The organism is Cellulomonas aerilata (genome assembly GCF_007991755.1).
Classification (GTDB): domain Bacteria; phylum Actinomycetota; class Actinomycetes; order Actinomycetales; family Cellulomonadaceae; genus Pengzhenrongella; species Pengzhenrongella aerilata.
Map to the genome: position 1 here is coordinate 156,762 of NZ_BJYY01000014.1, position 22,858 is coordinate 179,619.

Sequence of the window (22,858 nt, forward strand, 5' to 3'; positions counted from 1 at the left end):
CGCTCGTCGGCGTCCCCGGCGGCTGAGCCGGACCGCTCGGTACCCTGGGACGATGCGGCGGCCACGGCGGCGCGAGCGGGACGCGGGACTCGTCGTCGAGGTCGTCGAGGTCGACGACGCAGCGGCCCCCGGATCCTCGACCGACCCGGCCACGACGTCCGGCCGGCCGCACCGCCGCCGGGTCCGGCTCGCCGTCGGCGCCGCCCTCGTCGGGGTCGTCGGGGTGGTCGGCGTGGTCGACCAGTGGCAGGCGCGCAGCCGAGCGGCGGCGCTGCGCGACGTACCTGGGCTCCTCCTGCCGCTCCCTGCGGCGCCGACGGAGGTGTGGCGGCGGGACGACGCGTCGTCGGTCCTCGGGGTGTCGGCAGGCCGGCTCGTCCTCGGCACGAGCGACGGCCTCGCGGGGGTCGACGCCACGCACGGCACCGAGGCGTGGCGGGTGGATGGCGACGGGCTCTGGTGCACCGCCGTGCCGACCGCCGGCCGCGCCGCGTTCGACGGGTCGTCGAGGGCCCTCGAATCAGGGCCGCCGGGCGGTGACCTGGCGCTCTGCGTCGGCGTCACCGTCCCGGACGACCTCGGGGCCGGCGACACCTCTGCCGGGTCGGGCCCCGGCTCGGTCGTGATGACGGTCGACCTGCGGGCGGGGGAGGTGCTGCACCGCCTGGACCTCCCGGGCCGGCTGGTCCACGCGCTCCCGCACGAGGGTGACGCCGTGTACGCCACGGAGGTGGGCGGCCTCACCCTCCACGTGGTGCGTTGGGACCCGACCTCGGGCGTCGTGCGCTGGCGGTACGCGAGCCGCGAGGGCTTCGTGTCGCCGTCGAGCGGGGTGCGCATGGAGTCGGACGGCGGCGTCCTCACGCTCGCGGCGCCGGACAGCATCGCCCTGGACCTGGCGACGGGCCTCGAGGTGCCCCAGCCGCCCCGGCGGCCGCCGGAGACCAGCATCGAGGAGCGGGAGCTGACCGACGGCACGGTGGTGCGGACGACGTACGACTGGACGGACGCCACCTCGAGCACCGAGGTCCTGGCCGCTGGTGGCGAGACCCTGTACGCGCTCGACGAGGCGGTGCTGCTGCCCGGGGTCGACGCCGACACCCGGAACGCCGTGCTGCTGGTCCAGCACGACGAGGGCGGCGTCAGCGCGCTCGACCCGCGCACCGGCGCCGAGGTGTGGGCCCTTCCCGACCTCGACGGCGAGAGCGCCGTCGTCGAGGTCGGCGGCGTCCTCGTCGTCCTGTCGGCGACCGGCCGCGCGGTCGGTCTGGACGTCGGGGACGGCACCGTGCTGTGGGAGCAGCCGGTGGGCAGCTCCCTGCCCACCTCGGGGCTCACGGACGGCGACGTCGTGCTGCTGGGGCTGCCCGGTCGGGACGCCGAGGGTCCTGCGGGCACCGACCTGGTGGCGCTCGACGTGCGGTCCGGAACCGAGCGCTGGCGCACCGCGCTGCCCCCGAGAACCCGTCACGTCACCTCGGTGGGTGGGCGGGTGGTCGCCGCGACGGACGAGGGCCTCGTCGTGCTCGCAGCGCCGGACTGACCCCCCGGCGCCGCGGCGCAGCCGATCACCAGCCTGGTGAGCACCTGACCGGCAGCGTGGCCGCCGGCACGTCGCCGGCGCACCGGATGACGGTGAGCACGAGCGGAGCCGTATCGCTCGACCCCGGCGACCCCGGCGACGCCGTCAGCCGGCGCCGAGCCCGAGCGCCGTGCGGCTGCCGGACGCACGGGGTCCGAGTGCCGCTCCACCGCATGCCGACGACCGTCGGTGGGATGTGGATCCATGGGCCGCCCGGGTGAAGCCCGGCCGTTCCCCTCCGTTCCGGGCGTCGGTGGCCGGGCGGCGTCGGTAGCGTGACGGCACGGGCAACCGTCCCCCCGCATCACGACCCCCTGAAGGACGTACCGTGACCGACCTTCCGCTCGTGCCCGTGCCGCTCACCGTGGAGCGCACCGGCCGTGCCCCGTTCGTCCTGGGCCCCTGGACGATGTTCGCCACCGGCGACAGCTCCGAGGAGATCAGCGCCGGCGTGCTCGCCGCGGAGCTGCTCGGGCCCGTCGTCGACTTCCCGATCGGCCTGTCCACCGAGGACCTGCGCCTGCCGGGGACCATCGCGATCGAGATCGACGCCGCCGCCGGCCCCGCGGACGCCGACCCCGCCGAGCGGTACACCGTCACCGTCGACACTGACCGCATCGAGGTCCGCGCGCCGCGACCCGCCGGGCTGATGCGCGGCGTCGCCACGCTCCAGCAGCTCGTGACCCCGCAGCCGGACGGGAGCGTCGAGGTGCCTGCGCTGGAGGTGCACGACGCCCCGCGCTTCCCGTGGCGCGGCCTGAGCCTGGACGTCGCCCGGCACTTCTTCACCGTCGGGCAGGTGTGCGCGGTGCTGTGCGTGATGTCCCAGCTCAAGCTGAACGTCCTGCACCTGCACCTGACCGACGACCAGGGCTGGCGCATCGACCTGCCGTCGCGGCCGGGTCTCGCGGGGCGGTCCTCCGGGAGCGAGGTCGGTGGCGGACGCGGCGGCTGCTACTCGGCGCAGGACTACGCCGCGATCGTCGCCCACGCGGCGGCGCGGAGCATCACCGTCGTCCCCGAGATCGACGTCCCCGGGCACGTCAACGCCGCGCTGCACGCGCTGCCCGAGCTCACGCCGGACGGCGTCGCGCCGCCCGTCTACACCGGGACCGACGTCGGCTTCAGCCGCCTCCACCGCGACGTCCCGGCGACCGTGCCGTTCCTCCGGGACGTCTTCGGCGACCTCGCGGCGATGACGCCGGGGCCGTACCTGCACATCGGCGGCGACGAGGTCCTGGAGATGGGGTCGGACGAGTACGCGTGGTTCGTGCGCTCCGCGCAGGACGCCGTCCGGCAGGCCGGCAAGGTCACCGTCGGCTGGCAGGAGATCGCGCACGGCGAGGTCGACGCCGGGACGGTCGTGCAGTACTGGGACCCGCGCGAGGACCCGGCGCCGTTCGTCGCGGCCGCCAGCCGCGGGGCGCGCCTGCTGCTCTCGCCGGCGTCGCGCGTCTACCTCGACATGAAGTACGACGCCGCCACCCGCCTCGGCCTGCACTGGGCGGGGCACGTCGAGCTGCGGGACGCCTACGACTGGGAGCCGGACGACGTCATCCCCGGCGTGGCGCCCGGCTCGATCCTGGGCGTCGAGGCGGCGGTGTGGACCGAGACGATCGAGACCACCGAGGACCTGTTCACGATGCTGCTGCCGCGGCTCGCCGCCGTCGCCGAGGTCGCCTGGTCCGCCGCCGACCGCCGCGGCTGGGACGGCTTCCGGGGGCGCGTCGCGCACCTCGCCGACGGCTGGGACCGCGACGGGTTCGCCTGGTACGCCAGCCCGCAGGTGCACTGGTAGCAGCCAGAGCGGGGCCGCGAGCCGGACCGGAGGAGCGGCGCTCAGATCCAGCCCGGCATCCATATGTGCAGCTGCCAGAACCGGTGCGGCACCACCTGCGCCGTCCACACCGGGTAGAAGAACGCGCTGACCGCGACGACGAGGAGGACGAACGCGACCGTCACGGTGATCGCCAGCCGCCGGTGCCGGGTCGACCGCCGCAGCCGGTCGAGCCCCCACACGACGACGAGCACGACCCAGGGCGTGAACGCGATCGAGTAGAAGGCGAAGATCGTGCGGTGGGCGTAGGCGAGCCACGGCACCCACCCGGCGAGGAAGCCGGACAGCACCGCCGCGGCCCGCCAGTCCCGGTGCCGCACCAGCCACCACACCGCCACGAGCACGGCCAGGGACGCAGCCCACCACAGCACCGGGTTGCCCAGCGCGGTGATCGCGGCCGCGCACCGGTCGGACCCGCACGCCGCGCCGGCCGGGACCGGGGTCTCGAAGAAGAACGCCGTCGGGCGCCACTGGATCGGCCAGCCCAGCGGGTTCGCCGCGTAGGGGTGCGGCGAGGTCAGGGTCGTGTGGAACTGCCACATCGACTGGTGGTAGTGCCAGAAGGACCGCAGGGCCTCCGGCAGCCAGGTCACGCCCTCGCCCGGGTGCGTGGCCGCCCACTGCCGCTCGTACGCACCGGGGGTGCGGAACCAGCTGAACCAGGTCGCCACATAGGTGGCCAGCGCGACCGGGACCAGCGAGACGAACGCCGCGGCGCCGTCGCGCACCAGCCCTCCCACCGCCCACCTCGGCAGACCGGCCGCGCGCCGCGCCGCCAGGTCCCAGGCGACCGTCACCAGCCCGAAGACGGCGAGGAAGTACAGACCGGACCACTTGGTGCCGATCGCCAGCCCGAGCAGCAGACCCGCGGCCAGCCGCCACGGCCGCAGCCCCAGACCCGGACCGGTTCCTGTCAATGGCAGGCCGCGCTCGCGCGCCTCGTCCACCCGCCGGGCCAGCCGCCGTCGGGCGCTGTCGCGGTCCACGAGGAGCGCGCCGAACGCCGCCAGCGCGAAGAGCATGAGAAAGCCGTCCAGCAGCGCCGTCCGTGAGTGGACGATCGCCATCCCGTCCACGGCGAGGAGCCCGCCGGCGAGCGTGCCCATCGCGGTCGAGGCGAACAGGCGCCGGGCGATCCGGGCGAGCAGGAGCACGCTGAGCGTCCCGGCGACCGCGGCGGCCAGGCGCCAGCCGACCGGTGTCGGTCCGGCGAGCTGCATGCCCAGCGCGATCAGCCACTTGCCGACCTGCGGGTGCACCGAGTAGTCGGCCGTCGGCAGGAACGTGTCCACCTGCCCGGCCTCGAACGCCGGGTTCGGATCGTCCGGCCAGCGCGCCTCGAAGCCCACCTGCAGCAGCGTCCAGGCGTGCTTGACGTAGTGGGTCTCGTCGAACACGAGGGTCGGCGGGCGGCCGAGGTGGACGAAGCGCAGCACGGCGGCGAGCGCGGTGACGAGCAGCGGGCCGAGCCAGCCCCACAGGCGGTCGCGGGGGGTGGCGTCCAGCCGGAGGGTCGCGGTGCCGAGCAGGCGGGCGAGGGTGCCGGGACCGTTGCTGCGACCCTGGGGGTCGACGGTCTGCGCGAGGTCCGGGGGGCGGACGGCGTCGCGGGTCCCGACGGCGTCGTACGTGCCGATGAGCTCGTGCGTGGCGACGGGGTCGGGGGTGTCGACGGCGTCGCGGATTCTGTCGGTGGCGCGGGTCCGGACGGCGTCGTGCGTTCCCTTCGGGTCGCGGGTCCGGACGGGGTCGCGGGTCCGGACGGGGTCGCGGGTCGGGACGGGGTCGCGCGTCCCGACGTCGTCGCGCGTCCCGAGGTCGTCGTGGACCAGGACGTCGTCGTGGTCGCCCGAGCCCGGAGCGTCGTCCCCCAGGTCGGGCGGCGTCGGGGACGTCGGAGGGCGGACGGAGGAGGCGACGTCGTCCACCGCATGCCACCGCGGCAGGCCCCGCGCGGGCGGCTCGCCGGCAGCCTGCGGGGCGGTCGTCACGCGGTCATCGTAGGTGGCGGGTGCATGGCAGGCTCGAACCATGACCGCAGGCCGCCTCGTCCTCGCCGCGACCCCGATCGGGGACGTGGAGGACGCGTCACCCCGCCTGCGCCGGCTGCTGACGGAGGCCGACGTCGTCGCCGCGGAGGACACCCGGCGCCTGCGCGCGCTCGCGGCCCGGATGGGCGTCGTCGTCGGCGGGCGGGTGGTGAGCTATCACGAGCACAACGAGTCCGAGCGGGCGGGGGAGCTGCTGGACGTGGTCCGCGACGGCGGCACCGTGCTCGTGGTGACCGACGCCGGGATGCCGGTCGTGTCCGACCCCGGCTTCCGGGTGGTGGCCGCCGCGGTCGACGCCGGCCTGCCGGTCACCGCCGCTCCCGGCCCGAGCGCCGTGCTGACCGCGCTGGCGCTGTCCGGCCTGCCGACGGACCGGTTCTGCTTCGAGGGGTTCCCGCCGCGCAAGGGCGGGGAGCGCGGGCGGGCCTTCGCCGAGCTGGCGGCCGAGCGGCGGACCATGGTGTTCTTCGAGTCCCCGCACCGGCTGGCGGACACCCTGACGGACATGGTGACCGCCTTCGGCGCCGATCGCGCCGCCGCGGTGTGCCGGGAGCTGACCAAGACGTACGAGGAGGTCGTCCGGCGCCCGCTCGGGGAGCTGGCCGAGTGGGCGGCGAGCACGGACATCCGCGGGGAGATCTGCGTCGTGGTGTCCGGGGCGTCCGTGCCCGCCGCGACGCCGGTCGCGGACCTGCTGGCCGAGGTCATGGCGCGGGTGGACGGCGGCGAGCGCCTGAAGGACGCCGTCGCGGAGGTCGCCGCGGCGGGGGGAGCGGCGAAGCGGGAGCTGTACGCGGCGGCGATCGCGCGGCGGGCCGAGGGGCGATAGCTCGCCGCAGGCGCCGTCCGGTCAGGGGTGACGTTGGCGGGCCACGGGTCTTCCACATATCTCGACCGGGCCCGCGGCGTGTCGGCGGCAGCGGATAGGCTTCGAACACCAGTTCGAGTCGAGCGAGGTGACCGGGATGACAGCCGTCGACATTGGAGTCGGCACCCGTGTCGGCTTGCCGTCGTCCGCAGGAGCGCTGTCCGAGGTGGCCGGGATCGGTGCGGCGATGGCCCGGCTGGCGGCACAGGTCACGGACGCGCGCCGGTGGCCGGACCTGGATCGCCGCCGGATGCTCGACGAGCTGGATCGCGTGGTCGACGGGCTCTCGATGGTCCGGGCGACGGTGCTGGTGGCGGAGCGCGACTCAGGAGAGTGGCACGGCGCGGGTGACCGGTCCTTCGAGGCGTGGCGTGCCCGCACCAGCCGGGCCGGGCAGCGCGCCGCCGTGGCCCAGGTCCGGCAGGCCGAGCGGCTGGCGGCTGTCCCCTCGGCGGTCGCCGCAGTGACCGAGGGGCGGTTGAGCGCGGGGCACGCCGCGGTCATCGGTGCCGTCGCTGCCACCGGCACGCCTGTCCAGCGGGACGCGGTGCGGAGCGAGGCCCAGCAGCTGATGGCTCTGGCCGAGACGCAGGACGCCGGCACGTTCGCCACCACCGTCGCTCGCTGGGCTGCCTCCGTCGACCCTGCCGCGCTCGAGGCCGACCACCAGGCGCAGCGCTCCGCCCGCTACCTGTCCGTGTCCACCACGCCACGCGGCACGCTGATCAAGGGTCAGCTCGACGACGTCGCCGGGCACCGCCTGACCCTCGCGCTCGAGGCCCTGTCCCCGCGGCCGGCGGCGGAGGACGACCGTGACCCCGGCCAGCGGCGCGCCGACGCCCTGGACACCATGGCCGGCCGCATCCTCGCCCTGGCCGACACCAAGCCCGGCGGTCACGTCCCGCCGCAGATCTCCCTGATCCTCACCGCGGACACGTGGCTCGCCACCCGGGCCGACCGCGACCGCCGCCGCGCGCAGGCTCGCGCAGGGGCGGGTGCAGCGGTGCGCCGCGGCACCATGGCCGAGCCATCCCTCGCGACCGCCGTGTGCGCCGATGCTGCGGAACGAACGGATGGGCAGGGGAGCGACGCCGGCACCGCCACGGGCATCGGCACCGGCACCGGGACCGGCACCGGCGGCGCCACGGGCGACGGGGCCGCGGGCTACCTGCCGGCCACACTGGAGGACGGGACCGCCGTCGCGGCCAGCGAGCTGGCCGCGGCCATGTGCGACTGCGAGATCACCCGGATCGTCATCGACGCGGACGGCGTCCCCCTCGACGTCGGCCGGGCGCAGAGGGTCTTCACCGGTCTGCAACGGCGAGCGGTCATCGCTCGCGACCGCGAGTGCGCCTGGCCCGAGTGCCACGCCCACGCCCGCTGGTGCGAGGTCCACCACATCGCCTGGTGGGAGAGGGACACCGGTCCGACGAGCGTCGAGAACGGCGTCCTGCTGTGCAGCTTCCACCATCACGAGGTCCACCGCCGCGACCTGGCGATCACCCGCGTCCCACCGCAGGCGTCCGCGGGGCCGCCGCGGTCCCTGCTTGCCGGTTCACCGGCCGTGGTCGGGTACGAGTTCCGCGACGCCGCCGGGCGCGTCGTCGGGCAGGCAGCCGCCGCACGCCCGAGTCCGATCGCCGAGGCGCAGGACATCCCACCGCCGCTGGAGTGGGCGACCGACCCGATGACCGGCGCGCGGACGCCGACGCTCTTCCTGACGGGATGACCGGATGACGGGATGACGGGCTAACCGGCTAACCGGCTGACGCGGCGATCGGGCTGGACGGGATGACCGGCTGGGGGTCGACGCGGCTACCAACGAACTGCTGGCGACAGTGCTCCGGGGCGCTCGGGCGCTCGGGCGGCCCGGACCCGTGCGACGAGCGCGGGTGTCAGCCCTCGCCGGCACCCTCGCGCACCGTCTTGCCGGACGACTTGCCCGGGGCGCCTCCGGGGACCTGACCCGACGGCTCCTGCGCGACCTGGGAGGACGGGATGAGCTGGACGCCGGCCGCGGCGAGCTCGGCGCGGGCCGCTTCGCCCTGCTCAGGGGTGACCGGGGCGGTGAGGTCGGTGAGCACCCGCACGGTGAGGCCCTCGCGGACGGCGTCCAGCGCGGTCGCCTTGACGCAGTGCGACTCCGCGAGCCCGACGACGTCGACGTCGGTGATCTCGTACTCGCGCAGGATGGCGGCCAGGGGGCGGTCGTCGCCGTCGACGGCCTCGAAGCCCGAGTACGCCGCGGCGTGCATGCCCTTCTTCACGGTGACCTCGGGGTACAGCTCGGAGAGCGCCGGGTGCAGCTCGGCCTCCTCGGTGCCGGCGACGCCGTGCGGCGGCCAGCTGTCGACGAAGTCGGGCTCGTCGGAGAAGTGGTCACCGGGGTCGACGTGCCAGTCCTGCGTGGTGACGAGGGTGTCGTAGTGGTCGCGGTGCAGCGACGCGAACGACGCGACGGCGTGCGCGACGTCGTTGCCGCCGGCCACCGGCAGCGACCCGCCCTCGCAGAAGGTGGGCTGGACGTCGACGATGAGCAGCGCCCGGTGGGTCGGGGTGTCGATCGGGTGGGTGCTGGTGCTCATGGCGTCCTCCGGTGGTGCTCGCGTGCGGGTGACTGCTCGGCGGTCCTCCGCGGCCCACGGGGCGCGGGCAGGACCACCGCCCAGCCTGGCAGCAGGCGACCGGGGTCGCAGCCCGCCACCTCTCGTCGCGGCCCGGCAGGTGTCGCAGCCCGGCGCCCACCACCCCCCCGCCAGGACGGTCGGCGGGGCGGACCTACGATGTGCGCATGCCGGAGCCGACCGCGTTCTACCTGACCACGCCGATCTACTACGTGAACGACGCCCCCCACATCGGGCACGCGTACACGACGGTCGCGGCGGACATGGTCACGCGCTGGCACCGGCAGCGGCAGGAGCCGGTCTGGTTCCTCACCGGCACCGACGAGCACGGTCAGAAGGTGCTGCGCACCGCCGAGGCGAACGGCGTCTCGCCGCAGGACTGGGCCGACCGCCTCGTGACCGAGTCGTGGCAGCCGGTGCTCGGCCTCCTCGACGTGGCGAACGACGACTTCATCCGCACCACGCAGGAGCGTCACACGACTCGCGTCCAGGCGTTCATCCAGGACCTGTACGACAAGGGCGAGATCTTCGCCGGCTCCTACGAGGGCCCGTACTGCGTCGGCTGCGAGGAGTACAAGCTGCCCGGCGACCTCGTCGCCGGGACGGGGGAGTTCGAGGGGCAGCAGGTCTGCGCGATCCACGGCCGGCCTGTGGAGATGCTGTCGGAGCAGAACTACTTCTTCCGGATGAGCGCGTACACCCAGCGCCTGCTGGACTTCTACGAGGCCAACCCGACGTTCGTGCAGCCGGCCAGCGCCCGCAACGAGGTCATGGCCTTCGTCCGGCAGGGCCTGCAGGACCTGTCCATCTCGCGCAGCACGTTCGACTGGGGCGTGCCGATCCCGTGGGACACCTCGCACGTGCTCTACGTGTGGTTCGACGCGCTGCTCAACTACGCCACCGCGATCGGGTACGGCGCGCAGGACCCCGGGGAGAAGGCCAGGTTCGAGCGGACCTGGCCGGCCGACGTGCACCTCGTCGGCAAGGACATCCTGCGGTTCCACGCGGTGATCTGGCCGGCCATGCTCATGGCGGCGGGCCTGGAGCTGCCCAAGCAGGTGTTCGCGCACGGCTGGCTGCTGGTCGGCGGCGAGAAGATGAGCAAGTCCAAGCTGACCGGCATCGCCCCGAGCCAGATCGTCGACCACTTCGGCTCCGACGCGTTCCGCTACTACTTCCTGCGCGCGATCCCGTTCGGCCAGGACGGCTCGTTCTCCTGGGAGGACCTCGCCGCCCGGTACAACGCCGAGCTCGCCAACGGCTTCGGCAACCTCGCCTCGCGCGTGGCGGCGATGATCGGCAAGTACTTCGGCGGTGCGCTGCCGCAGGCCGGCCCGCCCGGACCGGCCGAGCAGGCGCTGGAGGCCGTGGCCGTCCGCGCGGTGGCGGAGGCCGAGGCCGCGATCGACCGGCTCGCTCTGCACGAGGCGATCGGCGCGGTCTGGACGCTGGTCGAGGCGACCAACGGGTACCTCACCGAGCAGGCGCCGTGGCAGGTCGCTAAGGACGCCGCCGAGTCCGACGGCGATGGTCACCTCCAGGGCGGGCGGCTCGCGACCATCCTCGTCACCGCCGCCGAGGCGCTGCGCGCGCTGGCGATCCTGCTGCACCCCGTCACGCCGCAGGCCGCCGCGTCGCTGTGGCAGCAGCTCGGCGCGGACGCACCGCTGGGGCCGCTGGAGTCGCAGCCGGTCGCGAGCGCGGCCGACCTCGCGGGCCTGCCGCCCGGCACCCGGGTGACCAAGGGCGCGTCCCTGTTCCCGCGCCTGGAGGACCCGGCGGACGCCCCCGCGTGAGCGGCGCCCCGTGAGCCGCCGGACCCGCGACCGCAGCTGGCCCGCCGACCCCGACCCGCTGCCGGTCCCGGTCGTCGACAACCACACCCACCTCGACACCGAGGCCGAGCTGCCCGACGGCGAGGCGCCGCCGTCGGTCGCCGAGCAGATCGCCCGGGCGGCCGCCGTCGGCGTCCCGCGCATGGTGCAGATCGGGTGCGACCTGGACGCGGCCCGGTGGACCGACCGGGTCGTGCGCGACCACCCCGCGCTGCTCGGCGGGGTCGCGATCCATCCCAACGAGGCGACCCTGTTCGCCGGCGCGACGGACCCGGGGCCGGACGGGCTCGTCCCGCGCCCCCGGCCCGAGCACGAGCGCGGCCTGGACGCGGCGGTGACCGAGATCGCCGACCTCGCCCGCGGCAACGACCGCATCCGGGTGATCGGGGAGACGGGACTGGACCACTTCCGCTCGGGACCGGACGGCCGCGCGGCCCAGGTCGAGTCGTTCCGGGCGCACGTCGCGCTCGCCAAGGAGCTCGGCCTCGCGCTGCAGATCCACGACCGCGACGCGCACGCCGAGGTGCTCGAGGTGCTCGCCCGCGACGGCGCGCCCGAGCGCACGGTGTTCCACTGCTTCTCCGGCGACGCCGAGATGGCACGGTTCTGCGCCGGGCAGGGCTGGTACCTGTCCTTCGCAGGCACGGTGACCTTCGCCGGGGCGGGCGGGCTGCGCGAGGCCCTCGCGCAGGTGCCGCTCGGCCAGGTGCTCGTCGAGACGGATGCGCCGTACCTCACCCCGCACCCGTACCGCGGCCGGCCGAACGCGCCCTACCTCGTCCCGCTCACGATGCGGACGATCGCCGACGTGCTCGACGTCGACCTCGCGACGGCGTGCGACGCGGTGGCGGCGACCTCCGAGGCGGTCTACGGCCCCTGGTGACCGGCGGCTGGCGAGCCGCCCTGGCGGCCAGGTGGGGACGCCGCTACCCGGTCCGGTCACGGATCGGTTACGGTCGACCGCCGGTGGCGACGAGCGAGGTCGCTCGGCGCCCGCGCAGACCGCAGTCCTGGGTCCGGCCCGCCACCGTGCGCCCGGCCCGACCCGCACCGAGGAGGACGCCCGTGCCCGACCCCACGACGGCGGAGCCGGTGCGCGTGCCGCGGCCGTCCGGACGGGCGAGGTCCCGGGTCGCCCGGGTGGCCGCGCAGGGGCTCGTGCTGGCGCTGGTCACGGGTGCGACCAGCGCGTTCGCCCTCCTGCACAAGGACGTCACGGTCGACGTCGACGGCACCACCACGCAGATCAGCGCGTTCGGCCGCACCGTCGGGGACGTGCTGGCCGACGCCGGCATCGACGCCGGGGCGCGGGACCTCGTCGCACCGGCCCTGGACGCGCCGGTCCGCGACGGCGGCGAGGTCGTCGTCCGGCACGGACGCGAGATGACCGTCGAGGTCGACGGCGAGACCCGCACCGTGTGGACGACCGCCCTGACGGTGGGCGAGGCGATCGGCGACCTCGGGGTGCGGGGCGACGGCGCGCGCACGTCCGCCTCACGGTCCGCGCTGCTCGGTCGCGGCGAGGTGCTGCGGGTGTCGACCGAGAAGACGATCCACCTGGCCGTGGACGGTCAGGTCGTCGACGGGGCGACCAGCGCCCCGACCGTGCGCGAGGCCCTGCAGGACCTGGGGCTCGTGCTCCGCGAGGGCGACCAGGTGTCCGTCCCGCTGGACGCGACCGCCGTCGACGGGCTCGTGGTGCTCGTCACCCGCGCGGCGACCACCACGACGACCGCGGTGGAGGCGCTGCCGTTCACCGAGACCGTCGTCGAGGACCCGACGCTGCCCCAGGGTGAGCGCGAGGTCGACACCGAGGGTCAGGAGGGTCGGCGCCAGCTCACGTACAGCGCCGCGACCGTCGGTGGCGCCGAGGTCGGCCGATCCGTCGTCGCCGACGTGGTGCTCGCCGAGCCGGTCACCCAGGTCGTCCGCGTCGGGACGAAGCCGCCGGAGCTCGAGCCCGAGCCGGCCGAGCCCGGGACGGACGGGCCCGCGTCCGACGGAGCCGCGTCCGAGGCGCCGCCGTCGACCCCGCCGGTGGAGGTGAGCCCCGGCAGCGCGCAGGCGATCGCCCGCGAGATGCTCGCCGCCCGTGGCTGGGGCGAGGACCAGTTCTCCTGCCTCGTGCAGCTGTGGAACCGGGAGAGCCGCTGGCGCGTCGACGCCGACAACCCGACGAGCAGCGCCTACGGCATCCCGCAGGCGCTCCCGGGCAGCAAGATGGCGAGCGCGGGCGACGACTGGCGGACCAACCCCGCGACCCAGATCACGTGGGGCCTGGGCTACGTCGAGAGCCGCTACGGCACCCCGTGCGGGGCGTGGAGCTCCTTCCGCGCCAAGGGCTGGTACTGACCGACCCGGGCCGACGGGCCCGCCGCCTGATCGTGTGAGACGCCTCACGGGCCCTTGGCCCGTAGGTCACAGATCAGTTACGGTCGCGTGTCGCTACAGCGCGCCCCGGACGAGCCCCCTCGCTCCGCAGGGCCGGGTCGCGGCCGGCCGGTGGTGCCGACACCGCAGGCCGTGACGGCCGGATCGGGGATCCGGGAAGCAGACGTGGCGCCCCCGCGGCGCACGCCCGACCACGGTCGGGGATCTGCGGCGCCGTGCGGCGTGCCCACCCCCGTGCCCGGGCAGACCGACGTCTGGAACCCAGTGGCTCGCTTCGCCCGCCTCACCGCCCCCCTGTCCGCCCGCCTGCGCCGCGGCGCCCCCGAGGTCACGCGCCTCCATGAGCACCGTGGCCGCCTCGTGGCCGCCACCGCGACCCTCGCCGTGCTGGCCGGTGGCACCACCGCCTACGCCGTGGCCCACAAGACCGTGACCCTCGACGTCGACGGCGACGTCACCCGGGTCTCCACCTTCGCCGGGTCCGTCGACGGCGTCCTGGCCGAGGCCGGGGTGGACCTGGGCGGCCGCGACACCGTCGCACCCGCCGAGCCGACCGCGCTGGCCGACGGCGCCGAGATCGTCGTGCGCCACGCGCGCCAGGTCACGGTCACCGTCGACGGTGCCGAGACGGCCGTGTGGACCACCGCGCTGACCGCCGACGAGGCGCTCGGCACGCTCGCCACCCGTGGCGGCGACGTCCGGCTCGTGGCGTCCCGTTCCGCGTCCGGGGGCCGCGCCGAGATCCCGCTGGACCTGGACGGGCCGGTCGACGTCGTCGTGGACGGCGTGACGCACACCGTGGCCGAGCCCGCCGGCGGCGTCGCCGGGGTCCTCGACGGCCTGGGCGTGACCCTCACCGACCTGGACCGGGTGTCCGTGCGGCACTCCGAGACCGGGGCGGTGACCGTGGTGGTCAACCGCGTCGTCGTGCAGGACGTCGCCGAGGTGCACCCCATCGCGTTCGAGGCCGTCGAGCAGGAGGACGGCGACCGCTTCGTCGGCACCCGTGAGGTCGTCACCGCGGGGGTCGAGGGTCAGCGCACGATCGTCAACCGCGTCACGACCGTCGACGGCGCCGAGACCGCGCGCGAGCTGCTGTCCGACGCCGTCACGACCGAGCCGGTCACCGAGGTCACCGCCGTCGGCACCAAGAAGCGTCCGGTCGCGCCGCGCCCGGCGCCCGTCGCTGCGGCGGCCGCACCGGCGTCCCCGTCGGCCGAGGGCGGCGAGGCTGCTGCGGAGGCGCCGGCACCCAGTGGCGGCGGCGGGCTGAACTGGGCCGCGCTGGCGGCCTGCGAGTCCGGTGGTCGCGCGAACGCGGTGTCCGCCACGGGCAAGTACCACGGGCTGTACCAGTTCTCCGTGAGCACGTGGGCCGCCGTCGGCGGGTCCGGGCTGCCGTCGCAGGCGTCCGCCGAGGAGCAGACCATGCGCGCGCAGATGCTGTTCGACCGCTCCGGTGCCGGCCAGTGGCCGCACTGCGGGCCGCGCCTGTTCCGCTGACCGACCGCAGGGGGCGTCGACGGTCCACCGTCGGCGCCCCCTTAGGCTCGCCCCCATGACCGAGACCTCAGGAGCCCTGCTGGGCCCGGCCGAGATCCGGGACCTGGCGGGTCGCCTGGGCATCCGGCCGACCAAGACGCTCGGGCAGAACTTCGTCATCGACGGCGGCACCGTCCGAAAGATCGTGCGGCAGGCGGGGGTCACCGCCGGCGAGCGCGTGGTCGAGGTCGGTCCCGGCCTGGGCTCCCTGACCCTCGGTCTGCTCGACGCCGGCGCCTCGGTCGTCGCGGTCGAGATCGACCCGGTGCTGGCCCGCCTGCTGCCCGAGACCGTGGCGGCGCACCTGCCGGACGTCTACCCCGACGGCGGGGACCCCCGGCTGACCGTCGTCGGCGCGGACGCCCTGGACGTGACCGAGCTGCCCGGGCCCCCGCCGACCGCGCTGGTCGCGAACCTGCCGTACAACGTGTCCGTCCCGGTGCTGCTCACCTTCCTGCAGCGGTTCGACAGCATCCAGCGCGTGCTGGTGATGGTGCAGGCGGAGGTCGCCGACCGGCTCGCCGCGCCGCCGGGCAGTCGCACCTACGGGGTGCCGTCGGCCAAGGTCGCCTGGTACGCCTCCGCCCGCCGGACGTCCACGATCGCGCGCACCGTGTTCTGGCCGGTCCCGAACGTGGACTCCGCCCTGGTGGCGCTCGAGCGGCGCGACCCGCCGTCCACGACGGCGTCACGGCAGGACGTCTTCGCGGTCGTCGACGCGGCCTTCGCCCAGCGCCGCAAGATGCTCCGCTCCGCGCTCGCCGGGCTGGCCGGCTCGCCCGAGGCGGCGACCCGTGCCCTGCTCGCCGCGGGTGTCGACCCGCAGGCCCGCGGGGAGCGGCTGGACGTCGCGGACTTCGCCCGGGTCGCGCAGGCCCTGGCCGTCCCGTCGTGAGCGACCTGGCATTGTGGGGGCCGTGAGCCTCTCCGGACAGACCCGCACCGAGCGCGAGGTCCGCGTGCGAGCGCCCGGCAAGGTCAACCTGTCGCTGCGCGTCGGCGCCCGCGAGCCCGACGGCTACCACCCGCTGGCGACGGTGTTCCAGGCGGTCTCGCTCTACGAGGACGTCGTGGCGCGCCCGTCGGACGAGATGACGCTGACCGTCTCGGGCCAGCAGGCCGAGCGGGTCCCCACCGACGAGACGAACCTCGCGCTGCGGGCGGCCCGGCTCCTCGCGGTGCACACCGGGGTCCAGGCCGGGGTCCACCTGCACCTGCACAAGGGCGTCCCGGTCGCGGGCGGCATGGCCGGCGGCTCGGCGGACGCCGCCGCGGCGCTGGTCGCGTGCGACGCCCTGTGGCGGACCGGCGTCTCCCGCGAGGAGCTCACCGACCTGGCGGCCGAGCTCGGCTCCGACGTCCCCTTCCCGCTCACCGGGCACACCGCCGTCGGCACCGGGCGCGGGCACCTGCTCACCGCCGCCATGGTGCGCGGGGAGTACCACTGGGCCTTCGCCGTCCGGGACGAGGGGCTGTCCACCGCCCTGGTGTTCGCCACGTTCGACGAGCTCATCTCCGGCGGCACCCGGCTCGACCCGGACGCCGACCGCGCGCTCATGCAGGCGCTGCGTGCCGGCGACGCCCCGGCGCTCGGCCGGGCGCTGCACAACGACCTGCAGCACGCCGCGCTCGAGCTCGCGCCGTCCCTCGCGGAACCGCTCGCGGTCGCCGAGGACGCCGGTGCCCTCGGTGTGCTGGTCTCCGGCTCGGGGCCGACGGTCGCCGCCCTCGCCCGCAGCCGCCAGCACGCCCTGGTCATCGCCGCCGCGATGACCGCCGCGGGAGTGGCCGACGACGTCGCGACCGCCGTCGGGCCCGTGCCCGGGGCGCGCATCGTCCCGGCCGGGACGGCAGGACCCCTCGAGGACCCGGCCGACCGGTCGCTCTGAGGCCCGCCCCCGGCCCACCCGGTCCACCCCGGTCCACGGCGCACCCCGGGGCGACCTACGCTCGTGCTCACGGCGCGACCGCGCCGGCACCCGGCCTCCGCACGCCGCGCCCTGCAGCCCACCCGGAAAAAGGATCGATGGCCCACCTGCTCGGAGCGGACTCCGTCTCGCTCACCCTCGGCACCCGCACCCTGCTCGACGGCGTCAGCCTCGGCGTCGACGACGGCGACCGGATCGGGGTGGTCGGGCCCAACGGCGCCGGCAAGTCGACCCTCCTGCGGGTCCTCGCCGGCCGCGCCGCCCCCGATGCCGGGCGGGTGACCAGCGCCGGCAGCTTCGACGTCGCCCTGCTCGACCAGCGCGACGAGATGCCGGCCCGGACCACGGTCCGCGAGCTCGTGCACGGCTCCGCGGCCGAGCACACCTGGGCGTCCGACCCGCGCTCCCGCTCGGTGCACGAGGGGCTGCTGGGCGACCTGGACCTGGAGGCGGACGTCGCCTCGCTCTCCGGCGGGCAGCGCCGCCGGGCCGCGCTGGCGGCGCTGCTGGTCGGCGACCACGACGTCATCGCGCTGGACGAGCCGACCAACCACCTCGACGTCGAGGGCGTCGCGTGGCTCGCCGACCACCTCGCCGACCGCTTCGGGCGGGCCGGCAGCGCCAAGGGCGCGCTCGTGGTGGTGACCCACGACCGGTGGTTCCTCGACGCGGTGTGCACCCGGATGTGGGAGGTGCACGACGGCGTCGTCGACGGCTACGAGGGTGGCTACGCCGCCTACGTGCTCGCGCGCGCCGAGCGTGCCCGCACCGCCGCCGTGACGCAGGAGAAGCGCAACAACCTGCTGCGCAAGGAGCTCGCGTGGCTGCGCCGCGGCGCCCCCGCCCGGACGTCGAAGCCGAAGTTCCGGCTGGACGCCGCCGCCGCGCTGATCGCCGACGAGCCGCCGCCGCGCGACCAGCTCGAGCTGACGCGCATGGCCACCACCCGGCTCGGCAAGGACGTCCTGGACCTGGAGGACGTCACGCTGGCGGTCGGCGAGGGCGACGACCGCCGCGTGCTGCTGCAGGACGTGACCTGGCGGCTCGGCCCCGGCGACCGGTACGGCGTCGTCGGCGTCAACGGCGCCGGCAAGACGTCGCTCCTGCGCCTGCTCGGCGGGCGGCTCCAGCCGGTCGCCGGGCGGGTCAAGCGCGGCAAGACGATCCAGGTCGCCGAGCTCAAGCAGGACGTGGAGGACCTCGACGAGGTCGGCGGCCTGCGGGTGGTCGAGCTCATCGAGAGCGAGAAGCGGACCGTCTCGGTCGGCGGCAAGGAGCTCACCGCGTCCCAGCTCGTGGAGCGCCTCGGGTTCAGCAACGACCGCGCGAGGACCCTGGTCCGGGACCTGTCCGGCGGCGAGCGCCGGCGGCTGCAGCTGCTGCGCCTGCTGGTCGGCGAGCCGAACGTGCTGCTGCTCGACGAGCCGACCAACGACCTGGACACCGACACCCTGGCCGCGCTGGAGGACCTCCTGGACGGCTGGCCCGGCACGCTCATCGTGGTCTCGCACGACCGCTACCTGCTCGAGCGGGTGTGCGACCGGCAGGTCGCGCTGCTCGGCGACGGCACGATCCGCGACCTCCCCGGCGGCGTGGAGCAGTACCTCGACCTGCGTCGCGCCGGCGCCGGCGGTGCGCCGTCCCGGGCGGGGGACGCGACCGATGGCGGCGCGGCGACCGCTCGTGCCGGCGCGGCGCCGGACGCCGACGCCCCGAGCGCGGCCGACGTGCGCGCCGCGCGCAAGGACATCGCCCGGATCGAGCGCCGGCTGGCCAAGATCGCGGACCTGGAGAGCCGGCTGCACACGCGGATGGCCGAGCAGGCCACGGACCACACGGCCGTGCAGGGGCTCGACGCGGAGCTGCGCACGCTCGCGGCGGAGCGTGCCGAGCTCGAGGAGGCGTGGCTCGAGGCGGCCGAGGTCGCCGGCTAGACCGGGGCGATCAGGTCAGGACGCGTCGAGCGGGGCGACGACGTCGCGCAGGAGGTCGGCCAGCCGGGCCCGGCCGGACTCGTCCAGGCCGGCCAGCAGGTTCGACTCGACGTCCAGCAGGTCCGACATCGCCGCGTCGACCCGTGCCCGGCCCTCGTCGGTGAGCTGCACCAGCACCCCGCGGCGGTCCGCGGGGGACTTCTGACGCCGCACCAGGCCGCGCTGGGCGAGCCGGTCGATCCGGTTCGTCATCGTCCCGGACGTCACGAGCGTCTGGGTCAGCAGCGCCCCGGGGGACAGCTGGTAGGGCGCCCCGTCGCGCCGCAGCGCGGAGAGCACGTCGAACTCCCACGCCTCGAGCCCGTGCCGCGCGAACGACGCGCGTCGGGCGAGGTCGAGGTGACGGGCCAGCCGCGTCACGCGGGACAGGACCGTGAGCGGCTCGACGTCCAGGTCCGGACGCTCCCGGCGCCAGGCCGCCACGATGCGGTCGACCTCGTCCTCGCCCGACCGGACCACCGGCCTGCCCACGGACCGGCCCACGGACCGGCCCACGGGCGGCTCCGGGTCGGTCGCGGGTGCCATGGCGCGAGATTACCTCGACGTCGAGATACCGCCGAGGGTCGGCGCGCGCACGGCGGCGTCAGGCGTGGCTGGCGGGCGCCTGCGTCAGGGTCGGCCGGCGCTCGAGCCCGCTGAGGCCGTTCCAGGCGAGGTTGACCAGGTGCGCGGCGACGTCGGACTTCGCCGGGCTGCGCGAGTCCAGCCAGTGCTGGCCGGTGAGCGCCACCATGCCGACCAGCATCCGGGCGTAGATGGGTGCGGTGCGCGGGTCCAGCCCCTGCTGGGTGAACTGGTCGGCGAGCAGGTGCTCGACCTCGGTCGCGACGTCGCCGATGAGGCTCGAGAAGGTCCCGGTCGCCTGTGCGACGGGGGAGTCGCGCACCAGGATCCGGAACCCGTCGGTGTTCTGCTCGATGTACGTCAGCAGCGCCAGGGCGGTGCGCTCCAGCAGCACCTTGGGGTGCCCGCCGGCGGTGAGCGCGTCGGTCAGCGCTCCGGTCAGCAGGCGGACCTCGCGGTCGACGACGACCGCGTACATGCCCTCCTTGCCGCCGAAGTGCTCGTAGACCACCGGCTTGGAGACCTTGGCACGGGAGGCGATCTCCTCCACGCTCGTGCCGTCGAAGCCCTTGTGCGCGAACAGCGAGCGGGACACGTCGAGCAGCTGCTCCCGCCGCTCGGTCCCCGTCATCCGCGCACGCGCGGGTCGCTTGCTCTCGGCGGCCACCGCGCCATCATGCCGTGCGGGGCTGGCAGACTTGTCCCGTCGCCCGCGCGGGCGCAGTCGGTCCGCCCTGGTGTAACGGCAGCACGCAGGCCTTTGGTGCCTTGCAGTCCGGGTTCGAATCCTGGGGGCGGAGCGCCGGCCGTGGCCCCGTCGGCTCCGCCGCCGCCCGGCGGTGCCCATCGGGTGACCCCGCGGCGCCCGAGGGCGGGACCCTCCTCCCGCACCGGTAGAGTGGCCGCGCGCCACATCCGCTGCACCCCGGGTACCTCTCGGGCACCTCCGACGGGAGTCCCACGTCGTGACCCACACCCGGCCCGCCGCCGTGATCGTCCTCGCCGCCGGCGAGGGCACCCGCATGCGATCGAGCACCCCCAAGGTCCTGCACACCCTCGGGGGGCGGTCGATGCTCGGGCACGCCGTCGCCGCCGCGGAGGAGCTGGAGCCGCGCCGCGTCGTCGTGGTCGTCCGGCACGCCCGTGACCAGGTCGTCGAGCACGCCCGCTCGCTCTCCCGCGCGCTCCTGGTCGCGGACCAGGACGACGTCCCGGGCACCGGTCGCGCCGTGCAGTGCGCGCTGTCCGTGCTGGACGCCGCCGCCCACGCCGGGATGGCGGCGGACGCCGACCGCGACGGCGTCCCGGCCCAGCCGTCCTCCGCGCGGCTCGAGGGCCCGGTCGTCGTCGTCGCCGGCGACGTCCCGCTGCTGGACGGCGCCACGCTCGGCCAGCTGCTCGCCGCCCACACCGCGGACGGCAACGCCGTGACGGTGCTCACCACCGAGGTGGACGACCCCACGGGCTACGGCCGCGTGGTGCGCGACCCGGCCACCGGCCACGTGGTCGCCGTGGTCGAGCAGAAGGACGCCGACCCGGACCAGCTGGCCATCACCGAGATCAACTCGTCCGTGTACGTCTTCGACTCCGCGGTGCTGCGGGACGCGCTGAGCCGCCTCGGCCGCGACAACGCCCAGGGCGAGGTCTACCTCACCGACGTGCTGGCGATCGCGCACGCCGGCGGCGGGGCGGTCCGCGCCGTCAGGACGGACGACCCGATGCTGGTCGAGGGCGTCAACGACCGCGCCCAGCTCGCGGTGCTGCGGGCCGAGCTGAACCGCCGCCTGCTCGACGCCTGGATGCGGGCCGGTGTCACGGTCGTCGACCCTGCGACCACGTGGGTCGACGTCGACGTCGAGCTCGCGCAGGACGTCACCCTGCTGCCCGGCACCCAGCTGCACGGCCGCACCTCGGTCGCCTCGGGCGCCACGATCGGGCCGGACACCACGCTGCTCGACGTGACGGTGGGCCCGCGTGCGAGCGTCGTGCGCACGCACGGGTCCGGCGCCGTGATCGGCGCCGACGCGACCGTCGGGCCCTTCGCCTACCTGCGCCCGGGCACCGTGCTGGGCGACGAGGGCAAGATCGGCACCTTCGTCGAGACCAAGAACGCGTCGATCGGCACCGGCTCCAAGGTCCCGCACCTGTCCTACGTCGGCGACGCGACGATCGGCGAGCAGACGAACATCGGCGCCGCCTCGGTCTTCGTCAACTACGACGGCGTCCACAAGCACCACACCACGATCGGCTCCTACGCCCGCACCGGGTCGGACAACATGTTCGTCGCCCCGGTGACCGTCGGCGACGGCGCCTACACCGGCGCGGGCTCGGTGATCCGCCGCGACGTGCCGCCCGGCGCGCTCGCCGTCAGCGCCGGGGCGCAGCGCAACATCGAGGGCTGGGTCACGCGCAGCCGGTCCGGCACGCCCGCCGCCGAGGCCGCGGCCCGCGCCCTCGCGCAGCGCGGCGGCTCGGACGAGCTGTCGCCGCAGGCCCGCGCCGAGCGCGCCCGCGCCGGGCAGGCCGCCTCCACGCCGGCGCCGACCCCTCCACCCCCCTTGCCCCCGGCTCACGGTTCCTCCACCGTCGCCGCGACGCCCACGACCTCCGCCGCGAACGACAAGGACAGCCACCGATGAGCACCGGGATCACCTCCAAGGACAGCGAGAAGCGGCTGGTGCTGGTCTCCGGACGCGCCCACCCCGCCCTCGCCACGGCCGTCGCGCGCGAGCTCGGCAGCGAGCTCGTCCCGACCACGGCGTACGACTTCGCCAACGGCGAGATCTACGTCCGGTTCGGGGACTCGGTGCGGGGGTGCGACGCCTTCGTCCTGCAGAGCCACACGGCGCCGATCAACGAGTGGATCATGGAGCAGCTGCTCATGGTCGACGCGCTCAAGCGCGCCTCGGCCAAGACGATCACCGTGATCATGCCGTTCTACGGGTACTCCCGGCAGGACAAGAAGCACCGCGGCCGCGAGCCGATCTCGGCGCGCCTGATGGCCGACCTGTTCAAGACCGCCGGCGCCGACCGGATGATGAGCGTCGACCTGCACACCTCGCAGATCCAGGGCTTCTTCGACGGGCCGGTCGACCACCTCATGGCGCTGCCGCTGCTCGCGAGCTACGTGCGCAGCAAGGTGGACCTCGCCACCCTCACCGTCGTCTCGCCGGACGCCGGCCGGGTGCGCCTGGCCGACCAGTGGTCGGACCGCCTCGGCGCGCCGCTGGCGATCATCCACAAGCGTCGCGACCCCAGCGTCCCGAACCAGGTCAAGGTCCACGAGCTCGTCGGTGAGGTCAAGGGCCGCACCTGCGTGCTGGTGGACGACATGATCGACACCGGCGGCACCATCGTGCAGGCCGCCGAGGCGCTCTTCGAGCACGGGGCGGCCGACGTCATCGTGGCCTCCACGCACGCGATCCTGTCCGGGCCGGCCGTGGACCGGCTGAAGAACTCCCGGATCTCCGAGGTGGTGGTGTCCGACACGCTGCCGATCCCGGACGACCGGAACTTCCCCCAGCTCACCGTGCTGTCGATCGCGCCGCTGCTCGGCCGCGCGATCCGACAGGTGTTCGACGACGGCTCGGTCACCTCGCTCTTCGACGGCCACGCCTGACCGACGTCCCGCGACGCCCTACG

General features: G+C 75.2%; 17 protein-coding genes and 1 tRNA gene. 14 read left to right on the top strand and 4 right to left on the bottom strand.

The window, feature by feature from the left end; all coding sequences use genetic code 11:
* Positions 1-52: 52 nt before the first annotated feature.
* Entirely contained in the window at positions 53-1,543 is a 1,491-nt protein-coding gene (locus CAE01nite_RS11680; protein WP_146904510.1) for an outer membrane protein assembly factor BamB family protein, read from the top strand.
* Between the two features lie 367 nt (positions 1,544-1,910).
* Complete coding sequence (locus CAE01nite_RS11685; protein ID WP_146904512.1) at positions 1,911-3,380, top strand: beta-N-acetylhexosaminidase; 1,470 nt, start codon at positions 1,911-1,913, stop codon at positions 3,378-3,380.
* 41 nt (positions 3,381-3,421) lie between these two features.
* Here CAE01nite_RS11685 and CAE01nite_RS11690 read toward each other — a convergent pair whose 3' ends face one another.
* Positions 3,422-5,410, bottom strand: a complete 1,989-nt coding sequence (locus tag CAE01nite_RS11690; RefSeq protein WP_246131163.1) for a dolichyl-phosphate-mannose--protein mannosyltransferase — start codon at positions 5,408-5,410, stop codon at positions 3,422-3,424.
* A gap of 40 nt (positions 5,411-5,450) precedes the next feature.
* Here CAE01nite_RS11690 and rsmI point away from each other — a divergent pair, with 40 nt between their 5' ends.
* Positions 5,451-6,299, top strand: a complete 849-nt coding sequence (gene rsmI / locus CAE01nite_RS11695; protein WP_146904514.1) for a 16S rRNA (cytidine(1402)-2'-O)-methyltransferase — start codon at positions 5,451-5,453, stop codon at positions 6,297-6,299.
* Positions 6,300-6,435: 136 nt separating this feature from the next.
* Positions 6,436-8,067, top strand: a complete 1,632-nt coding sequence (locus tag CAE01nite_RS11700; RefSeq protein ID WP_146904517.1) for an HNH endonuclease — start codon at positions 6,436-6,438, stop codon at positions 8,065-8,067.
* Positions 8,068-8,233: 166 nt separating this feature from the next.
* Here the strand turns inward: CAE01nite_RS11700 and CAE01nite_RS11705 are convergent, their stop codons facing one another.
* On the bottom strand, positions 8,234-8,923 hold the full coding sequence (locus CAE01nite_RS11705; RefSeq protein ID WP_146904520.1) for an isochorismatase family protein: 690 nt from the start codon (positions 8,921-8,923) through the stop codon (positions 8,234-8,236).
* Positions 8,924-9,129: 206 nt separating this feature from the next.
* Here CAE01nite_RS11705 and metG point away from each other — a divergent pair, with 206 nt between their 5' ends.
* The 7 genes from metG to CAE01nite_RS11740 all read left to right on the top strand — a co-directional run bounded on the left by metG (position 9,130) and on the right by CAE01nite_RS11740 (position 18,592).
* Positions 9,130-10,758 carry a methionine--tRNA ligase gene (gene metG / locus CAE01nite_RS11710; RefSeq protein WP_146904522.1) on the top strand — a complete coding sequence of 543 codons (1,629 nt, stop codon included), beginning with the start codon at positions 9,130-9,132 and terminating at the stop codon, positions 10,756-10,758.
* 10 nt (positions 10,759-10,768) lie between these two features.
* Positions 10,769-11,680 (top strand): TatD family hydrolase, encoded by a 912-nt coding sequence (locus tag CAE01nite_RS11715; RefSeq protein WP_146904525.1) that lies wholly within the window; start codon positions 10,769-10,771, stop codon positions 11,678-11,680.
* A gap of 182 nt (positions 11,681-11,862) precedes the next feature.
* Positions 11,863-13,149 carry a resuscitation-promoting factor gene (locus CAE01nite_RS11720; RefSeq protein WP_246131164.1) on the top strand — a complete coding sequence of 429 codons (1,287 nt, stop codon included), beginning with the start codon at positions 11,863-11,865 and terminating at the stop codon, positions 13,147-13,149.
* A 261-nt stretch (positions 13,150-13,410) separates the two neighbouring features.
* Positions 13,411-14,691: a resuscitation-promoting factor gene (locus CAE01nite_RS11725; RefSeq protein WP_246131165.1), complete on the top strand. Its 1,281-nt coding sequence runs from the start codon at positions 13,411-13,413 to the stop codon at positions 14,689-14,691.
* Positions 14,692-14,746: 55 nt separating this feature from the next.
* The gene (gene rsmA / locus CAE01nite_RS11730) at positions 14,747-15,625 is read left to right on the top strand and encodes a 16S rRNA (adenine(1518)-N(6)/adenine(1519)-N(6))-dimethyltransferase RsmA (RefSeq protein WP_146904528.1); all 879 of its coding nucleotides are present in this window, start codon (positions 14,747-14,749) and stop codon (positions 15,623-15,625) included.
* Positions 15,626-15,647: 22 nt separating this feature from the next.
* On the top strand, positions 15,648-16,619 hold the full coding sequence (locus CAE01nite_RS11735; protein WP_146904532.1) for a 4-(cytidine 5'-diphospho)-2-C-methyl-D-erythritol kinase: 972 nt from the start codon (positions 15,648-15,650) through the stop codon (positions 16,617-16,619).
* A 137-nt stretch (positions 16,620-16,756) separates the two neighbouring features.
* The gene (locus CAE01nite_RS11740) at positions 16,757-18,592 is read left to right on the top strand and encodes an ABC-F family ATP-binding cassette domain-containing protein (RefSeq protein WP_146904535.1); all 1,836 of its coding nucleotides are present in this window, start codon (positions 16,757-16,759) and stop codon (positions 18,590-18,592) included.
* A 15-nt stretch (positions 18,593-18,607) separates the two neighbouring features.
* Here CAE01nite_RS11740 and CAE01nite_RS11745 read toward each other — a convergent pair whose 3' ends face one another.
* Both CAE01nite_RS11745 and CAE01nite_RS11750 read right to left on the bottom strand, forming a co-directional pair.
* Complete coding sequence (locus CAE01nite_RS11745; RefSeq protein ID WP_146904538.1) at positions 18,608-19,177, bottom strand: MarR family winged helix-turn-helix transcriptional regulator; 570 nt, start codon at positions 19,175-19,177, stop codon at positions 18,608-18,610.
* 58 nt (positions 19,178-19,235) lie between these two features.
* On the bottom strand, positions 19,236-19,847 hold the full coding sequence (locus tag CAE01nite_RS11750; protein ID WP_146904644.1) for a TetR/AcrR family transcriptional regulator: 612 nt from the start codon (positions 19,845-19,847) through the stop codon (positions 19,236-19,238).
* Positions 19,848-19,944: 97 nt separating this feature from the next.
* Here CAE01nite_RS11750 and CAE01nite_RS11755 point away from each other — a divergent pair.
* The 3 genes from CAE01nite_RS11755 (at position 19,945) to CAE01nite_RS11765 (ending at position 22,835) form a co-directional block, all read left to right on the top strand.
* Positions 19,945-20,016: transfer RNA gene (locus CAE01nite_RS11755), tRNA-Gln, on the top strand.
* A gap of 165 nt (positions 20,017-20,181) precedes the next feature.
* Positions 20,182-21,855, top strand: a complete 1,674-nt coding sequence (gene glmU / locus CAE01nite_RS11760; RefSeq protein WP_146904540.1) for a bifunctional UDP-N-acetylglucosamine diphosphorylase/glucosamine-1-phosphate N-acetyltransferase GlmU — start codon at positions 20,182-20,184, stop codon at positions 21,853-21,855.
* Positions 21,852-22,835, top strand: coding sequence for a ribose-phosphate diphosphokinase (locus CAE01nite_RS11765; RefSeq protein ID WP_146904544.1), 984 nt, complete (start codon positions 21,852-21,854; stop codon positions 22,833-22,835). The genes glmU and CAE01nite_RS11765 overlap by 4 nt, the downstream gene beginning before the upstream one ends.
* Positions 22,836-22,858: the final 23 nt, after the last annotated feature.

Coding starts and splice junctions, on each gene's coding strand:
- CAE01nite_RS11680 (WP_146904510.1), top strand. CDS start 53: ATGCGGCGGCCACGGCGGCGCGAGCGGGACGCGGGACTCGTCGTCGAG.
- CAE01nite_RS11745 (WP_146904538.1), bottom strand. CDS start 19,177: ATGGCACCCGCGACCGACCCGGAGCCGCCCGTGGGCCGGTCCGTGGGC.
- rsmA (WP_146904528.1), top strand. CDS start 14,747: ATGACCGAGACCTCAGGAGCCCTGCTGGGCCCGGCCGAGATCCGGGAC.
- CAE01nite_RS11740 (WP_146904535.1), top strand. CDS start 16,757: ATGGCCCACCTGCTCGGAGCGGACTCCGTCTCGCTCACCCTCGGCACC.
- CAE01nite_RS11750 (WP_146904644.1), bottom strand. CDS start 19,847: ATGACGGGGACCGAGCGGCGGGAGCAGCTGCTCGACGTGTCCCGCTCG.
- CAE01nite_RS11765 (WP_146904544.1), top strand. CDS start 21,852: ATGAGCACCGGGATCACCTCCAAGGACAGCGAGAAGCGGCTGGTGCTG.
- CAE01nite_RS11700 (WP_146904517.1), top strand. CDS start 6,436: ATGACAGCCGTCGACATTGGAGTCGGCACCCGTGTCGGCTTGCCGTCG.
- metG (WP_146904522.1), top strand. CDS start 9,130: ATGCCGGAGCCGACCGCGTTCTACCTGACCACGCCGATCTACTACGTG.
- rsmI (WP_146904514.1), top strand. CDS start 5,451: ATGACCGCAGGCCGCCTCGTCCTCGCCGCGACCCCGATCGGGGACGTG.
- CAE01nite_RS11705 (WP_146904520.1), bottom strand. CDS start 8,923: ATGAGCACCAGCACCCACCCGATCGACACCCCGACCCACCGGGCGCTG.